The sequence below is a fragment of the Neobacillus vireti genome (assembly GCF_001026695.1).
In the GTDB taxonomy this organism is placed as follows: domain Bacteria; phylum Bacillota; class Bacilli; order Bacillales; family Cytobacillaceae; genus Neobacillus; species Neobacillus vireti.
This window is the reverse complement of the sequence record NZ_LDNB01000017.1, coordinates 99,686-117,155: the sequence shown is the minus strand read 5'-3', so window position 1 is coordinate 117,155 and position 17,470 is coordinate 99,686. Positions and strand designations below refer to the sequence as shown.

Sequence of the window (17,470 nt, the reverse complement as noted above, 5' to 3'; positions counted from 1 at the left end):
CATTAAGGATGTGGGGTAAATTAGAAGCGAATTTGATATACCCATTAGAAAAGAACCTTCTTATTCTATTATTTTCCTACGTTGGCACGATTACCCCATTCTGGTAGTGGAATCGTAACCTTTTCGGTCAATCCAAACTCTTTAGGATAAATAGTTATAATTTTTTGTTCTTGCCACTGGTCAATCATAGGGAATGCAAGCGTGTTATTTTGCGTCTTCGGATCAAATTTTACACCCCAGCCAACAATGGTTGAACCAATTGGCTTGTCCATTGCTAATGCAGCTTTTCTAATATCTTCTGGTTTAAAGGATCCAGCTGCAGGAATGACCTCTTTTAATAGAAGATACATGGCATTGAAGCCCATTGCTGCATGTGCAGAAGGTAAATTACCATCATTTTTTGCCGCATAACGTTCTTGGAACTCTTCATATAGTTTCTTTGCATCTGCATCTAAACCATCCGTGTTAAAATTCGAAGATGTTCCGGCATTAAAAATACCATTTGCATCATCACCCATTGCTGCTGCAAAATCCGGAATATTATGTGCACCACCATTTCCGATCATAGCTTTAAGATTTAAGCCCGCTTCTTTTGCTTGACGCCAAAACAGAATACCATCAGCAGTATATTGACAGGCAATAATCACATCAGGTTTCAGGGATTTTAACTTAGACACAGTGGAAGAAAGATCATTCGTTTTATAGCTGTAAGCTTCCGATGCAACTAACTGCATTCCAGCCTTTTCCACTACTTCTTTTGCACCCTCAGCTACTTTTGAGCCATAAGAAGAATCTTCATGAATAATCGCAACTTTAATATCTTCAGTCTTCATGTCTAGCTTAGGAGATACCTCATCCACAAGGAAGTTTGCTGCTGCTCTTCCTAAATCTGACGCAGGGTAAATTAAACGAAATAAATATTTAAAGCCTCTTTCTGTAATATCATCCGCTACCGCGCCTTGTTCCCAAAATATTACCTTATTCCTTTCAGCTACCTGACTTGCTGCAAACGATATGGCACTTGAATAAGAACCTGTAATAACACTAACCTTATCATTTTGAATCAAGCGATTCGCTGATGAGGTGGCTGAATTAGAATCTGGGGCATCTGCAACCGCAAATTTAACTTGCTTTCCAAGAACCCCGTCTTGTTCATTCACCATTTCTTGAGCAATATCAAAGCCACGCTTTACTTCATTTCCTAACTGTGCCAGTGGTCCACTTAGAGGAAGAATAACGCCCACTTTTTCAGAACCTTTAGACCCGGATTTACCATCAGAACCAGATTCCTTAGCACATCCAACTATCCCAATTAACATAACCAAGGTTAAAAATAGAATACTAAACTTATTTTTCACTTAAATTCCCCCTTTGAATGTAGTTGATTATATACCTAAATAAGCTTTCCTTAGATAAGGATCTTCTAATAAAGAATTACCTTCTCCTTGCATTACAATTCTTCCATTTTCTAAAACATACGCTCTGTGGGCTATTCGAAGCGCATAATTTACATTTTGGTCGATAAGTAAAATAGTGGTACCCAATTCATTAATTTCCTTGATTGTCCTGATTGTATGTTTCACCAATAGTGGTGATAGTCCCAAGGATGTTTCATCCACCATTAATACCTCAGGCATCGACATCAAACCTCTTGCTATCGCACACATCTGTTGTTCCCCACCACTTAATGAACCGGTTAATTGATGTCTTCGATCATACAATTGTGGAAATATTTCATACATGTTTTTTAGATTATCTTGAGCTTTAGCCCTAGCTCGTTTTGGATATGACCCTAATTCTAAATTTGCTTCAACCGAGAGCCTTGGAAATAGCCTCCTCCCTTCGGGAACTTGGATAATTCCCTTTTCAACAATTTTGTCTGAATCCAATGTATGGATGTTCTTCTCATGAAAAAGTATCTCTCCTGCTTTTGGTTTTAACAAACCAGAGATTGTTTTTAAAGTAGTGGATTTCCCCGCTGCATTTGCACCAACAAGGGCTACTATTTCACCTGGTCGCACCTGTAAGGAAACGTCGAAGAGAACTTGAACATCACCATAAAACACATCGATATTTTTTATATCAAGCATGGATTTCATCTCCCAAATAGGCCTCAATTACCTTTGGATTATTCGCAACTTCTTGAGGTTTTCCGGTTAATACTTCCTCTCCATAATTTAGTACAAGAATTCTGTCTGATAGAGTCATCATAGCTTCCATAATATGCTCGATAATTAAAACGCTTGTTCCACGTTTTTTTAATTCGAAAATGAGATTAATAAATTCTTTCACACCAGTTTGATTCAATCCGGCCATTACTTCATCCAAAAGAATTAACTCTGGCTCCGTTGCAAGCGCCTTCGCCACTTCTAATCTTTTTCGATCAGAAATCGTTAAGTTTGAAGAAGGTGTATCATAAGGAACATTAAGTTGTACAAAATCTAAAACTTCTTTTGCCTTTTCTCTTGCTTGATTAATAGATTTTGTTCTTAACAAACTCCCAACCATCACGTTTTCAAGAACTGACATTTTGGGAAAGGGTTGTGCTATTTGAAACGTCCTACCAATACCCAGTTTACAAATATCCTTTGGAGACCTTTTTTCAATTGAATTTCCTTTAAAAGTAATCGATCCACTGTCTGGTTTAATGAATCCAGAAATTTGGTTGAACATGGTTGTTTTCCCAGCACCATTTGGTCCAATAATTCCAAATATTTCTCCTTTTTTTACTTCAAAGCTTACTTTTTTAGTCACCTGTAAGCCGCCAAAGCTTTTCACCAGATTATTAACCTCTAACATCAGGTACCTCCTCAAGTTGTACTTCTCTTTTTTTCTTCCTTTTCTTATTGAATGAGGAAATAAAGCCCATAATCCCGTTTGGATTCTTTAAGACAACAACCATTAATAGCACTCCATAGAGTACCAAGTGTAATCCCTGTACAGAACCACTAAACAAAGCTCTTAGAGATTCACCCAATGGAATTAATATGATAGCCCCAATAACTGGACCAGCTACTGTACCAATCCCACCAATAATTGAAATTAGAGCAAGTTCCGTAGATATAGAGGTGGAAAAGGCGCTTTCAGGTTCAATATAAAGAATATTCTGAACTAATATTGTCCCACCAATCGCTGTAAAAAAGGCGCTGATTGCAAGTGCTTTAAACTTGGAGGCACTAGTTGGAACTCCAAGTGCTTGTGCTGCCTCATCATTCTCTTTTAATGCATTTAGGAAAAATCCAAGGCGGCTATTTTTTACCTTCCATGAAATCACTAAAATAATAAGTAGGTAAACAAAACTGACATAGAAGTAGCCCATTGGACCATCAAATATCATATTTGTGAAAGAAGGTTCATAGTTAATTGTTACCCCATATGGAATAGTCGTTTTGTTCCTAAAATAAACGAATAATATTCGAATGACTTCTCCAAATGATATTGTCACCATTGCAAAGAATACGCCACGTAAACGAAAACTTGGATAAAGAGTTATAAAGCTAACTATGACTGCTAAAAAACCACCAACTAGCATTCCTATCCATGGAGAAATCCCAAGGTAAACATAAAGTAATGTCGAAGTATAGGCCCCTATTCCAAAAAAAGCTGTATGACCTAAAGATAATTGTCCAGCAAATCCGCCAAGGATATTCCAGCTACTGGCTAGACCAGCATAAACCAGCACTGAAGTTAAAACATGGAGGTAAAATTCATTTTGTATTAAATATGGAAGTAACAAAGTTACAATGAGGAGGCCAATTAGCATTCCCTTTTTCTGTTTATTCATCGTGCGCCCTCCTCTCCTGCACCTTTTACACCAAACAAGCCATTTGGTCTAATTAATAATATGACGATAAAAAATATGAAATAAGAAGCCTCTTTAAGTTCTGGGACAAAAACACCAGTTATAGATTCCAGTAATCCCACAATAATTCCACCAACGATTGCCCCTGGTATACTACCAATCCCTCCGAGAACAACAACAACGAAGGATATTAGGATAAATGAAACACCTGCAGTTGGAAATGCATAATATTGTGGTATTAACAAGGCACCAGCTAGTCCCGCACATGCACACCCAATTCCTACTGCATACATATAAATTCTTTTCACACTTATTCCCATTAGCATGGCTGCTGAGCGATCTTGCGAAACAGCTTGAATGGCTTTACCAATGTACGTTTTTTTAAGAAAAATGATAAGAACTAACAAAATTAGTAATGAAGTAACAAAAGCTACGACCCGAGAAACACTGATACTTATTTCAGGGCTAATTGTTACTGCCGTATTTGAGTAAAAAGTTTTTACAGTTCGATAATCTGCACCCCAAAGTAATAATGCTAGATTTTGTAAAAGAATGGATAACCCTAAGGTCGCAAAAACCTGTGTAAGTTCGGGAGCATTTAAGGATGGCCGAATGACAAACAAGTACATCAAGGTTCCTAATAAAAAGAAGATAGGAATCACGATAGCAATTGAATAGGTAGGATCCAGATTAAATATTGAATATAGCCAAAACGTTAGATACATCCCAAGCATTAGGATTTCACCATGAGCAAAATTGACTACTTTTGCTACCCCGAATATCAATGTCAATCCAATACTAGCTAAAATATAAACTCCACCTAATAAAATTCCTGATATTAGTATTTGGAGAATCATTATTACTTCACCTCACTCGTTGGTCTATAATTTTTTGGAAATTATCTTTAGCAATTTTTTGGAGGTCATCATAAGGAAGAATCGATGTTTCTAATTTTAACGTTGTGCATTCTGGGTACCAGTAAGGCAGACCTGTACCAAACAGGACTCGGTCAACTCCAACCTTTTCAACAAGTAGTTCCAATGAACGAAAAGGAGTTTGGACAAACGAAAGCTCGAAAAATACTTTTTGATGAGTTAATTGGTTAAGTAGTTCCTCCGCATCAGTAATTCTCATTCCACCAATAATAAATGTTGTTTCCGGATGATTATTCAAGAATTTTGAGAGTTCTTCTATGATTAAAGGCGGAACCTTTGCTACCGGATGATGTACTCGTTCATCTTCAAATCGAAAAGTGATAAAGATTGGAACATTAAGTTCACTTGCGTGTTCCGCAATACCATCTACCTCGGTAGTATGGAGGGAATAGTCATGATAGGTTGGGTACAAACGTATTCCATGTAAATTACAGTTATTAACCAGCATTTCAACGTACTCCCTACTATTAAATACATTAGGATTAATAGTATAAAATGGAAGTAATTTTTCTGGATATTCCTTCACCGTCTTAAATAATTTATGGTTAACATCAGGAATGTCACGGTCTATGCAAAATACACTATCTAAACTAGAGATGAACGCTTTTTCAATGTTTACCCTTTCCATTAGATGAAAAATACCTTCTAAATTGTTATATCTAAGTTGATGAAATGGCCAATTACCGATGAAAATATTTGAGTCAAAGTAGGTAAGCTTTGTCATTATTGATCCCTCCCTAAAATCCGAAGGAAATTTTCTCCTAATATTTTTGACTTATCATCCTCCGGTAAGTCTGACCCGATTATTTTACCTATTGTGGATGCGAAGTCTACACCAATACAATCTGATCCAAATACCAAGCGGTCAACACCAATATGGTCCACTGCTTTTTCAATCATTCCTAGCTCAGCAATCGGACTTGCTGTATCCATAAAAACATTTGGACAATGTTTCACTTTTAATACTGCTCGTTCGTTATGAGCCATGACAATTTTCACCTCAGGATACTTTTCTGCAAGATCGGCTACATCAAAAGACCTTGATTCATTTGGAAAATAACCTGTTACTTTATCCCAAGTGTGTTGTAAAATCGGTACACCATACTTAATGGCCTCCTCTACCACAGGAAAAAACCTAGGGTCATTACATTTTGTTCCTGTCCACATTTTTACACCAATCATTCCGTACTCCTCAATGCCCCGTTTAACTTCGTCGACTGCTCCAGGATATGCTGGATTGATATATGCCCATCCCCAAATACGGTCGGGATACAATTTCATAATCTCAAACAAATCGGCATTGAAGGAAGCGCATTGTTCCTGTGTAGGTTCATGGATGAGTTTGGTTGGGTAATAGCATCCAGGACCTAATGAAGCAACACATAGCTTTTTTATTCCAAATCTATCGGCCCCGTCTAAAACCTCCTCAACTTCCTTCACGGAAAATGGATTTGTTAAGAGATGGGTATGAACATCAATTATCATGCGTGTCCTCCGTTCTTTTTGATTATTAATCTACAAATATATTAATTATTGTAAATCATTAAATGGTTCTTTCCACCATGTTGCTTTAACTAGGGGTCTGGACAATTATAGAAAGCATTCGCAAAAAACATAGTACATGAAGTGTTTTTCTAGAGGTGTTTAAATTTCTGTATTATTTTGGATAGGGGGTAAATAATATCTTCGGTCCGCCATTATTAAGGCATTCTTCAAAACCCTTTTCGAAATCCTTAAGCTCAAGGTACTTTTTTACTATTAACAGCGCTTTTGATTGGAGCTTTTCCATCAATTTAATCGCTGTATTCCAATCTTCTCTTATTGCACTGATACTTCCAGTTACTTTTAATTCCTTATATGCAATATCCATAAAAGAAATATTTTGCATCTTTGAGGATGTACCAATTTGAACATATTGACCTTTTGGACGTAGTATATTGAGACCTAGGTTAATCCCGTGAGGATTACCAGAACATTCAAACACAATGTCGACTGTTATTTTTTTTCGCCTCAACATCTCATGCAAATCTCCGGACATGTCTGTCATATCAACGCCCATTTGGGAAGCAATCTCTAAACGCTCAGCATCTGCGAGTGTTCCACAAACAATTACTTTAGCACCAAATTGTTTTGCTACAAGGGCCGTAAATAAACCGATTGTACCTGGACCAATAACGAGAACCGTATCTGTAGGCCTTATATCCGTCTTGTAAACTCCCCTTACCGCAACTGTTAGCGGTTCAATTAGGGCACCAGCATCATCAGATATACTATCAGGAACATGATAAATTTGTTTTTCATGCAGTTTGACATACTGAGCAAATACACCATCGTAATCGAAACCGATTCGTTTTCTGTTATTGCATAGGTTAAATTCGCCTCGATTACAGTACGTACATTCTTCACAGCTACTATAGGTCGGCTGTGCAACGATACGATCACTTATGGCGACTTTAGTAACCTTGTCGCCAACGGCTACCACCTCACCGATAAATTCATGGCCAAGAACGATTGGAAGTGCTTTACTATCAATATGGTAATTTCCTGTATATAACTTTAAATCTGTCCCACAAATACCTGCTCGCTTCACTCTGGCTAGTAGTTCGTATTCTCCTAATTGTGGTATGTCTTTATCATCCAGGACTACATTTTTTCCCTCTTTTAATAAAACGCATTCCATTTAAAAAAATACCCCCTCTTTATTTGTTTGCTAAGTACGTATAAATTTTCAGTCACTTTACATACTTTATCCTCCCCATTATTTCTAAAATAATGGAGAGTCTTTGATACGAATTCCGCATTACGGAATATAGTAACACGATACGGTATGTGAAAATAATAACCGCAAATGAAAACGTTGTCAATTTATTTTTTTAAATTTTCAGAATACTGACTTTTTTCTCATGCTCACCATCATACGAATAGTAAAGAAATAAAAAAGCACCTAGTTTTGTATACTAAGCGCTTTGTCTTCTCTTATTGACCATTCCATCCAAGTTCACGGGACAACTTATTTGCAGCCTCTTTTAATATTTCCACAATCTTTGGTAGTCTCTCGTTACTAAATCTCATCTCTATACCACCAACACTAATTGCTGAAACCACGATTCCTTCATGGTTAAATATAGGAACCCCTACCGCGGCAGTACTTTGATTTACTTCGTTACTACTAAATGAATATCCATTTGATTTTATAAGTTCTAACCTGTTTAAGAAATATTTTTTTTCATCATTGCTTAGATTAAATGTTTCCATGATTTCGTATTGTCTACTCGTATCCATATTAGCAAGAATTGCAAGAGGTGCTCCACCACGATTTAATGGTAAAACATCCCCAATATTGGTTGTTGCATCCTGTATAAAATAGCTCCCCTTAACGGCATCAATACAATATGCCTTGTTATTACGCTCAATGAACAAATAGGAGCTATCCTCTAATTGATTTGAGATTTCTTGTAGATGTTTTTTAGCTCTCTCAGGAATATTAACCGCATTAATTGCCATGCTACCTATTGTAAAAAGTTCGATCCCTAAACGATAATAAGGGACTTGACCAATATACACCTTTTCTAAATAACCAATACTAGTAAGTGTATTACAAAACCTCATCGCCGTCGTCTTACTAAAACCTGATATTTGGTGAATATCGTGAAGAGTTAACATTGGTTTTTTTTTAGTAAAAAGTTTTAATATAACCGCAACCTTTTCTACTGATTGAATTATCGATTTATCTCTCGTATCTTCCATGTAATCCCTTCTCCCAAATAAAATGTAGCACTTTATTGCTCTAAGCATATATTTTTATTCCCTATTTTCATGGGCTCTACTATCACATATGTCTATTAGTTTAAAATAATTTAGACCATTGGTCTAGAGTAAACGGTTTCATAAGGCTTACCTAATGAAAACCGATTAAATAAGTATCTGCAGTATAAATTGTTTTTATATATACTCTTTTTCGAATTATATTATATTCATATATATTTAAAACTACCTCCAGTACGGATAGGGTGTAACTTCAATTTTTTCTGATAAGGCTTTTTTCTCCTTCCATTGTCTCTTTTCTAGTTTTTGAAAGATTAAGGTCACTAAAAATGAAAACAAGAATCCTCAGTCAGGTTCCCACTCCACAGGATTTTCTTTTACAGTTTCAATCATGCTCAAGATAGATTGATTTTTTAAATCATTGCACAACTCTTCCATTTACATAAAGCGTTTCCTCATCATCCCAATTTGTGATTAATTTTGATTTTGAAAATAATCGTGTATATCTTGAAGTTGTCTGCTTCGATTTCGGTGAAAACTGCAGAACCAAGGATTCAAGGGTTTTTATGTTTCCTAAGCGTTGCTCTACATTCAAGGGACCAATTTCCAGAGTTAACTTTAAGCGATCATCTTTTAACCGTTCAAACCAAAAAGTGAACGTACTGTTATGCCCCAACCATTTCTCACATGTACTTCCATAGGTTTGTTTAAGTTCACGAAACGCTGGTAAAAGGAATGAAATGTTACGACTTTGAAAACAATAATTGTCCATAGTTCTCCCTCGGGTTTCGCCAAATTTAACAAATGCTTCATCAGGAATATTTCCTGTTGATTGGTTAGCATGGTGAACTATCCTTTCAATCTAACCCTATTCTACGATATCTTCCTCCATCGTTTCCACAGCAAATGCAATCTATTTAAACAGAGATTTTTGGATCATAGGTTAGTACAATTTTTATAGTTTCATCCCAAACAACCGCAATTTTATTAATGTTGAATTTGGATTTAGACGAACATTTTTTTCTGCTAATTGTGCAAACTCGAATTATTCATTCCACGTTCCGGAATTGGTGCCTACACTCGCTGCGCTAGAGTTTCAGCACACTGGTCCAGGCACCTACTCTATTAATTAAAATACCTCTTATAAAGTGACTTCTCCTTCAATGCTACAAGGTTTTTATTACTTTATCGACTGTTTCCTTATTCTTCTTAAAGAAGTGCAAACATGCTTTTGATTCCCTCAATCCTTTAATCGACAAAAACACCCCAACCATCTGAATAACTGCCATGTGGTTTACTTAAGCTATCTAATTTATTCTAAATTTTATTTAATTCATTATAATGTCCTTTTACTACGGGTTGCTCTTCATAACGATGGGAATATTGGTTAGGGTCTTGTCCTGAAATCAAATTGTAAATTAATTTTATTTCGTCGGTTCTACCTCCGCCGTAAGGAGTATAATTTTTTACTGCTTTTATCTTTATCCACGCATGTCCCACACTAAGAATTTCTATATCATGTTTATAAAATTCTTCTGCGATTTGTTCCATGTCACCTGCGCAATAAATACATCCTTCTTTATTATTATGATTAGCACTTAAATGCCATTTTTTTAACTTAGTAGAAGTTACGTTAAATGTACCGTTGCTATAACTCAAAACTAACATCCTTTCTTTAAAACAAGTTGAATAAATTATATCAAATACTTCTTTATGTAAGTAAAAAAAGAGTAGCCGTTATATGGCTACCCTAGCATTATTTACGCTTTTTTAAACTGTTCAACGGACTAAACTTCTTATGTCCTTCGGCTACTTCGCTACTAAATAGGTTAACGTAAACCTTCGTCATTTCAACGTTGTATGCCCCAAAATACTCATTAGCTGAAACGTATTAGCACCGTTTAATACGCATAGTTTTGCAAATGTATGCCGTAGTGGATGGCAACTAACACGCACGCCCTTAATACCCAATTTCTTACCGTATTCAATAACACGGGATTGTTTTTGCCGTTTACTTAACGCAGTACCTTTAAGCGTAATAAAAAGGCTTTCGGTAATAGAGTCCCCTTTAACTTTATCCATTTGCGTAGCTACTCTTTAATTCTGGCTTGTATCGGCACTAAACGCTACCTATAACTTTTAGCGTTTCTAAACCGTATGTTACCGTTAGCAAAATCAATGTCATTAGCAGTAATACCCGCTAATTCGTTTCACGTAAGCCCGTTTCAATAAATAACAGTAAAATCGTATAATCCCTTACGCCCGTTAAAGTAAGCAAGTTGCAGGCGTTTAGTAGTTCCTCTATTTGTTAAAAGGTAATTGTTTCCATAACCTCTTTACGGTCCGTAACTTGCTTACCTCTTCCAGGGTTACGCTTAATGTAACGTTATTTGTGTAGCCAATTAAACAACGCCTTGAATGCCGTTAAGCGTGTGTTTATGCTTACAGGTTTAATATTCGCACCCTGCATAGCTTTTATTACGTTATTTTTAATATCTTGAGCCGTTATAGCCCCTAAAAATAGGGTCAGTCCCCCGCCGAAATAAAGCGTTAATGCAACGGGGGACTGGCCCAAAATTCGCTATGGTGCAATAATCAGCACAATTCCATCCTCGATTTGAATGGTGGTCCCAATCGTCGTATTGTCCCGCAGCCAATCGTTCGCATGGATACTTAATACATATCCGTTAGCAGGGATGACGGAATCGTTGCCCCCTCTTTGTACGACCTTGCCATCAACTACCGTTACTTCGTATCCCCAAATATTAGTTCCGGTCGTCTTTCCGCGTACAGGAGTGTACTGAATGAGTTCACCGGCACCGCGACCTCTATTTACACCGTCTAACTTTCGATAATCGCTGACATGGCGATTCCTCCACATGGATTCGATTAAGAACGGTTTGACCACCTGGTCTCCGATTTCTTGCGGCATCTGATAAGCCTGAATCATTAAGGTTTTTAATTGATTTTTTAATACACTTACTTCGTTTGCCTGTCCCGCTTTTTGGGCCATTAAGTACTGAACCGCAACATACCCGGCATCACCAAATACCTTAAGGTTTTGCAGATGTGAATTAATGGAAATCAGGAATTCCTCGCTGCTGCTTTCTTTCCGAAAATTTTCAGGAATTTGCCGAAGCCGATCAAATTCGGCCATCAACTGTTCTGCAGCTTGGGCTCCATCATTTCCATCAAGCGCTTTCCAGAATGCTTCTATTTCCGGTTTTAAGGTTAATGATAACGGCGGCAATTCTAAAACGCTCTCTACAAGGAAGGGTTTGATGACACCTTGTCCGATTTTTTGCGGAATTTGTTCAGACTGATTGAACAATGTAATCAGTTTATCCTTGTACGCTTTTGCCTCAGTGGTTTTCCCTTTTTTTTCTGCCGTTAGGTAGTGAACAGCCGCTTCGCCGGCCTCACCATATAATTTCAATTTTTCATTGTAAGGTTTGATTTCCTGCAGAAAGTTGTCATTCTTCATTTTTTGCTGAAGAGTTGCCGGAACCTGTTGCAATTTCTTGAATTCCCCAATCAAGTTTGATGCAGCTTGATCTAGATTTTTATTGGATACATAAGCTTTCCAAAACGCATCAATCAAGGGAGTGAGTGTAAGCGATTCCGTTTTATTAATCGGTGAAGAGTAGGTATTTTCAGCAAAGGTTTTTAACGCATCTGCACCATCCCCGCCAAAGGATTGAATACTGCGCTTCCACGATTCTTCCGGGTTATAGGCCGCCCCGTTCCAAGTATAATCGGCAATGGTATACAATGGTATTTTGGAAGCCTCTGCCTCGTTCATTGGATTAGCCGTTATCCCAAGGACTCCTTGTTTGGATAAATCTGCATCACGTCCTACGATTGGGCCAATAAACAGGCTGTTGCGATCATAATCGTTAACCGGGTAATTGTCCCATAATAACATATCGTGGTTAAATGCGCCTTGAACCTGTTTGGCTTCTTCGGAAGTGACTTGTTCCGATACGACCTTCTCACCGGTCCACATCACAATCGTATCTTTATCGAGTAATTCGGCAAACCGATCACGGTAAGGTGTCGGCCCGTTACCGGCATAGTCCGTCGGGACGGTTATTAATCGCTCGGCACCTGGATGGGTTTGAATAAATTCCTTCGTAAAACGATTCAACAAGTAAGCTTGTGCAGCAGCGGCAGGATTTTTGTCCTTTCCAAATTTATCTTTATCTTGCTGATACTTTAAACTCGAATCAATATCGTCCAGGAAAATGGCATAGGAACGCACACCTAAATCCCACACCTTTTCCATCTTCTTTTTCAAAAATTCAAAGTCTTGGTCATTCGAGAAGCAAATGGAATTACCTGGAGATAGGGAGAACGTAAATTTCACATGATTCTTTTTTGCCCGATCAATGAGCTCCTTTAATTTCGCAATTTCTTGCTCTGGGTAGGGGTCACGCCAATTGTCTCGGTGATATGGATCATCTTTGGGCGCGTAAATATACGTATTGAGTTTATTGTCACCGTAAAAATCCAACTGGCTCAGCCTGTCCTCCTGTGTCCAAGGCGGTCCGTAGAATCCCTCAATCGAACCGCGGATGGCCATGTCAGGCCAGTCACGGATTTCTACCCCCGGAAACCGATCTCTTCCCTTTTGTTCCTGGATGATTTGTTTAAATGTCTTTGCTGCATAAAAAGTGCCTGTCGTGTCCTTTCCAGCCAGAACAATCTGATTTTTACCTTTGCTGCTTGATGCCAGGACATACCCCTCATCCTTCAAGGCATCTGGACCTTTAATTCCCATTTGCTCCAACACTTTTTTGGAGTCTTGATTTTCGGCAGGACCGCCAATCCATATCGTGACGGGTGTTGTAGCCTTTTCGCCGGCGTTATATTGAATGATTTGCTTTACATCCGCAGCTTTCAAGGCGCCAACAACCTCTTTAAATGCTTGTTCATCGGTTTTCTTCCCGGTAACGATTCCCACTTTCGGCGTCAGCGGAAAACCTTGATCCCTTATTTTGGCTTCCTGTGGTGTGGGGTTAATAGACAAAGTGACATTGCTTGCTGCTGACGCTTTTTGCACCCCCTGTACACCTGGAATACATAACAGCAAAGCGGAAGAAACAACCAGTGCCCTTTTCAACCTTTTTAATCCATTCATCCCTCACTACTCCTCCTTCAAATAGAATTGAATTACGAACAAATATTGGCTATTCTAGATTTCTATGAAAAAAAGGCATAGAAAACGAAGTGGGTTAATCCCGCTTTGTTTTCCATGCCTAGTATCATCTAGTAACATGAAACCAATATTTACCTCAATGGTAAACCGCTTACATTATGATGTCAATTATATTTAGAATATTCAATGAATTAGTCCTATGAAAAAATGGATACAAGGACTGCTGGTAGTACTTTGGTTATACTTATCTGATGAAAACACTTTTCCCCTCACTTCATTCATTCTTACTTATTTTATCGCTTAAATACAATAAATGCTATTTGCAGCAAATAACCGCAATAATAATCTTACGAATAAAAAAATCGGCCTTGCTCATCACAGCAAAGCCGATTATCTCTATAAATTTTAATCTTCATCCACGAATCCGGATCTGATTTGCTCGATGACTGGCAAGCTTTTTCTTGATGAAATATCAAACATGACAAAGATTTTCGTAGATTCGGTAATAAGCTCTTCAAGTTGATTGTAGATTTCCTGCCTCATGACAAAGCTTTTCGTGCCAACTTTGCTCGGGGTTGTGACCACTCTGAGGACATCTCCCAATCTAGCTTCCTTTAAGTAAGATACCTCCAATTTAACTAATACGGTGCCGATTTTATTTTCCGCAAGATAAGCATGAGATACTCCCACACCTTCGTACCAATCCCCCACACCTTGCTCTAAGTAGGCAATATATTTGTTATAGTTCACATGGCCCAGATAATCCAGGTCTTCTTCCTGAACAATTATTTCTGTTGTTGTTTGCATTTGATCATCACCTTTTACTGCCCTTTCATAGAATAATTAATTAACTTTCTTCGGTCCTGACCAGTGCATTTCCCTTAACCGATATTTTTGTAGTTTTCCTGTTGCGGTTTTTGGCAAGGAATCCACAAACTCCACTGCCTTAGGAGCTTTAAAATGAGCCATAACCAAACGGCAGAATTCAATTATCTCAGCTTCCGTTACCTTAGCCTCAGGCTTCAACACGATGATCGCTTTTGGCACCTCACCCCATTTTTCATCAGGGATGGCGATGACCGCTGTCTCCAAAACATCAGGATGCTTGTAGAGTATTCCCTCAACCTCGGTGGAAGAAATATTTTCTCCGCCGGAAATAATCAAGTCCTTGGCACGATCCCGGACTTCGATATAGCCATCCGGATAGGTAACAGCTAAATCACCGGTATGGAACCAGCCACCCCTTATTGCCGCGGCAGTCGTAACCGGATCCTTGTAATATCCCGCCATGACGACATTCCCGCGGGTTACGATTTCTCCCAATTCCTGCCCGTTCCAGGCTACTTCTTCACCGTCTTGGCGAACAACCTTCGTTTCCCCGTTAAATACGAGCTCAATTCCTTGTCTTGCCTTAATTGTCGCTTGTTCATCCGCAGATAGTTCCGCAAATTCCATTTTCCATTCACAATAGAGAATAAATGGCGATGTTTCTGTCAGACCATAGACATGAATCATATTTAAGCCAAGAATTTCTTGGGCTTTATGAATGAGGGCAGCTGCCGGCGGAGCCCCTGCCGTCGCCATTCTTGGGCTCGTCTTAATCTCGACTTCCTTGGCCCGAGGGTCATTGACAAGCATATTGACCACTGTCGGTGCACCGCATAATAACGAAATTTGTTTGCTTTCAAACAATTCTAGAATAATCGGTGGGTCTACTTTACGTAAGCAGACATGGGTGCCTCCTGCAGCTGTGATTCCCCAGACACCGCCCCAGCCATTGGCATGGAACATGGGCAATGTATGAAGATAGACATCATCATGCTGAACGTTCAGATGATATAGGAAATTGGCCGCATTCAGGTAGTTGCCGCGATGTGTCAGCATGACCCCTTTTGGCTTGGAAGTCGTGCCGCTCGTATAATTTAGAGTGAGAAGCTGATTTTCATCAATTTCCACCTCGGGAAATGATTCACCAGCATGTTCAAGAAAATCCTCATAAGAGACACCATTTAATGAACTTTCATGTCCCTCTACTGGTACGATGACGATTTGTTCGAGAGACAGAAGATCGACGATTTTTTCAATTGGTGCGCTAAATTCCGAATCAACAATTAACATTTTCGCATCGCTGTGACTGATGATATATGCATTACGGCAACATGGTCGCCCTGATCAATACCTGCTTGATTTAATGCGGAAGACAACTGGTCAACACGCCTGCCAAATTCACGATAAGTAAATTCCTTTTCGCCATCGATGACGGCGACCTTCTGCGGATAATATTTCACCGCCCTGCGCTTCCAGTCCAATGGTGTTAACGGAGAAATCATCAAAACCAGCCCCTTTATTCGAATATTCATATAATTATTTCACCACTGGATTGTCATTTCCCTTTAATTTATATGCTTTTATTCAAAAAAAATAGGACGGGCCAAAGCCGCCTATTCAAATTCAAAGATTATCTCGCACCAACCCATTTTCAAAATGTAATATACACATAAACAAATATATTCTTATATTTGCAGGTACGAATTTATAACTAAAAGGGGTAACCGAAAAATGGGATCAGTGTGGGAGAAGATGTATTAGATGAAACGTGGCTTAGGAGAATCATTGATGATTCATTTTTGCAAGATATACAAAAGAAACCTAACTGTCCAATGGGCGAATCAGGTGAATATCATACCTTTGTATATGATGGACCTTTATTTTCAAAAAGGATTGATTTGAAACATAGAGAATTAATTCGGCATGAAACGACAAGGAAACTAGAATTTAAGAGTTATCGCCTAATAGATAGGGTACACAACCCCCTTGAAATTTAAAAAAATTCCTATCTGTGGTTGGTACTGTTTTTAGAAAATGCGGTATCGACAATTCTACATTACTCAGGTGGGATCATTCACTCCCTCTTCAAACAAAATGCTTACCATGCAAATAAAAAATGCTCGATTCGATAATAAGTTTTAAGTCTCATATTTTACCTAGTATCCAATAAACTGTCTCATTGATCGTCGCTGCTAGTATTACCATCGCCAATACACACCAGTCTGAAACGAAACAAAGTCAGGTCTTGATTCTATAATAAAAAACTATCTTCCTGTCCTGTTCCATATAAAACCTTAAGTCTCCATTTTCATAAGAAGTTAAGAAGGATTTTTCCTTATCAACACACTAATCTTCAAGAAATCTACCAGTCCATATCAAAGGATGAGCAGCGGAATCAATTACTATTTGATGATGTTTTAAATGAATTAGATAAAGGAAGTTCCCCAATTGTTTTGACAGAGAGAATTGAACATCTTGAATTCCTTCGTGATAAATTTAAAGGTTTTGCCAAAAACATTATTATCCTTACAGGGAAAATGAATAAAAAAGAACGTAGGACGGAATTGGTACGCCTGGCTAACATCCCCGATAACGAAGAGCGACTAATAATTGCAACTGGTAAATACATTGGTGAGGGTTTTGATGATCCACGTTTGGACACTTTGTTTTTAGCCATGCCCATATCTTGGAAAGGTACACTCCAGCAATATGTTGGACGGTTGCACCGAATTCACTCTAACAAGCAGGAGGTAAAAGTCTTTGATTATGTTGATGGGCATGTCCCTGTATTGAAAACAATGTTTGAAAAACGACAAAGTGGGTATAAGTCATTAGGATATGTTTCATTGAATAATAAAGAAAACAATTCAACCGAGCAAATGCAATTGTTTTAGTGGTGAGGAAATTGGAATTCTTAGCTCAACCCTATAACCGGTTAGGTAAATTGGGTTTTGTATTGAAACAATGCTGCAGCTTATTATT

Annotated in this window: 16 protein-coding genes and 1 pseudogene; 2 read left to right on the top strand and 15 right to left on the bottom strand. The window is 38.2% G+C overall.

All coding sequences use genetic code 11. The features are described 5' to 3' along the window. Positions 1-68: 68 nt before the first annotated feature. From AA980_RS20765 to AA980_RS20695, 15 genes and pseudogenes are all read right to left on the bottom strand, one after another. On the bottom strand, positions 69-1,358 hold the full coding sequence (locus AA980_RS20765; protein WP_024028157.1) for an ABC transporter substrate-binding protein: 1,290 nt from the start codon (positions 1,356-1,358) through the stop codon (positions 69-71). 27 nt (positions 1,359-1,385) lie between these two features. Further along, complete coding sequence (locus tag AA980_RS20760; protein WP_024028158.1) at positions 1,386-2,090, bottom strand: ABC transporter ATP-binding protein; 705 nt, start codon at positions 2,088-2,090, stop codon at positions 1,386-1,388. After that, positions 2,083-2,799, bottom strand: a complete 717-nt coding sequence (locus tag AA980_RS20755) for an ABC transporter ATP-binding protein (RefSeq protein WP_024028159.1) — start codon at positions 2,797-2,799, stop codon at positions 2,083-2,085. The genes AA980_RS20760 and AA980_RS20755 overlap by 8 nt, the downstream gene beginning before the upstream one ends. Further along, entirely contained in the window at positions 2,786-3,784 is a 999-nt protein-coding gene (locus AA980_RS20750; RefSeq protein WP_024028160.1) for a branched-chain amino acid ABC transporter permease, read from the bottom strand. The genes AA980_RS20755 and AA980_RS20750 overlap by 14 nt, the downstream gene beginning before the upstream one ends. Then, positions 3,781-4,659, bottom strand: coding sequence for a branched-chain amino acid ABC transporter permease (locus AA980_RS20745; protein ID WP_024028161.1), 879 nt, complete (start codon positions 4,657-4,659; stop codon positions 3,781-3,783). The genes AA980_RS20750 and AA980_RS20745 overlap by 4 nt, the downstream gene beginning before the upstream one ends. Positions 4,660-4,666: 7 nt before the next feature. Further along, positions 4,667-5,461: an amidohydrolase family protein gene (locus AA980_RS20740; protein ID WP_024028162.1), complete on the bottom strand. Its 795-nt coding sequence runs from the start codon at positions 5,459-5,461 to the stop codon at positions 4,667-4,669. Next, a complete protein-coding gene (locus tag AA980_RS25915) occupies positions 5,461-6,222 on the bottom strand; it encodes an amidohydrolase family protein (protein WP_024028163.1) in 762 nt (253 codons plus the stop codon). Before AA980_RS25915 ends, AA980_RS20740 begins: the two co-directional genes overlap by 1 nt. A gap of 172 nt (positions 6,223-6,394) precedes the next feature. Then, the gene (locus AA980_RS20730) at positions 6,395-7,417 is read right to left on the bottom strand and encodes a zinc-dependent alcohol dehydrogenase (RefSeq protein ID WP_024028164.1); all 1,023 of its coding nucleotides are present in this window, start codon (positions 7,415-7,417) and stop codon (positions 6,395-6,397) included. Positions 7,418-7,713: 296 nt separating this feature from the next. Continuing rightward, entirely contained in the window at positions 7,714-8,484 is a 771-nt protein-coding gene (locus AA980_RS20725) for an IclR family transcriptional regulator (RefSeq protein ID WP_024028165.1), read from the bottom strand. A gap of 436 nt (positions 8,485-8,920) precedes the next feature. Beyond that, complete coding sequence (locus tag AA980_RS20720; RefSeq protein ID WP_024028166.1) at positions 8,921-9,274, bottom strand: hypothetical protein; 354 nt, start codon at positions 9,272-9,274, stop codon at positions 8,921-8,923. A gap of 545 nt (positions 9,275-9,819) precedes the next feature. Then, positions 9,820-10,161, bottom strand: coding sequence for a hypothetical protein (locus AA980_RS20715; protein WP_024028167.1), 342 nt, complete (start codon positions 10,159-10,161; stop codon positions 9,820-9,822). 186 nt (positions 10,162-10,347) lie between these two features. After that, complete coding sequence (locus AA980_RS25910; protein ID WP_024028168.1) at positions 10,348-10,584, bottom strand: tyrosine-type recombinase/integrase; 237 nt, start codon at positions 10,582-10,584, stop codon at positions 10,348-10,350. Positions 10,585-11,083: 499 nt separating this feature from the next. Next, positions 11,084-13,642 (bottom strand): beta-N-acetylhexosaminidase family protein, encoded by a 2,559-nt coding sequence (locus AA980_RS20705; RefSeq protein WP_024028169.1) that lies wholly within the window; start codon positions 13,640-13,642, stop codon positions 11,084-11,086. Positions 13,643-14,065: 423 nt separating this feature from the next. Continuing rightward, entirely contained in the window at positions 14,066-14,467 is a 402-nt protein-coding gene (locus tag AA980_RS20700) for an acyl-CoA thioesterase (RefSeq protein ID WP_024028170.1), read from the bottom strand. Between the two features lie 36 nt (positions 14,468-14,503). Continuing rightward, a pseudogene (locus AA980_RS20695) lies at positions 14,504-15,990 on the bottom strand (AMP-binding protein). A gap of 240 nt (positions 15,991-16,230) precedes the next feature. Between AA980_RS20695 and AA980_RS20690 the strand changes: the two are divergent. After that, positions 16,231-16,485, top strand: a complete 255-nt coding sequence (locus AA980_RS20690) for a Dph6-related ATP pyrophosphatase (protein ID WP_024028171.1) — start codon at positions 16,231-16,233, stop codon at positions 16,483-16,485. A 330-nt stretch (positions 16,486-16,815) separates the two neighbouring features. Further along, positions 16,816-17,382 carry a DEAD/DEAH box helicase gene (locus AA980_RS20685; protein ID WP_082195784.1) on the top strand — a complete coding sequence of 189 codons (567 nt, stop codon included), beginning with the start codon at positions 16,816-16,818 and terminating at the stop codon, positions 17,380-17,382. Positions 17,383-17,470 lie beyond the last annotated feature (88 nt).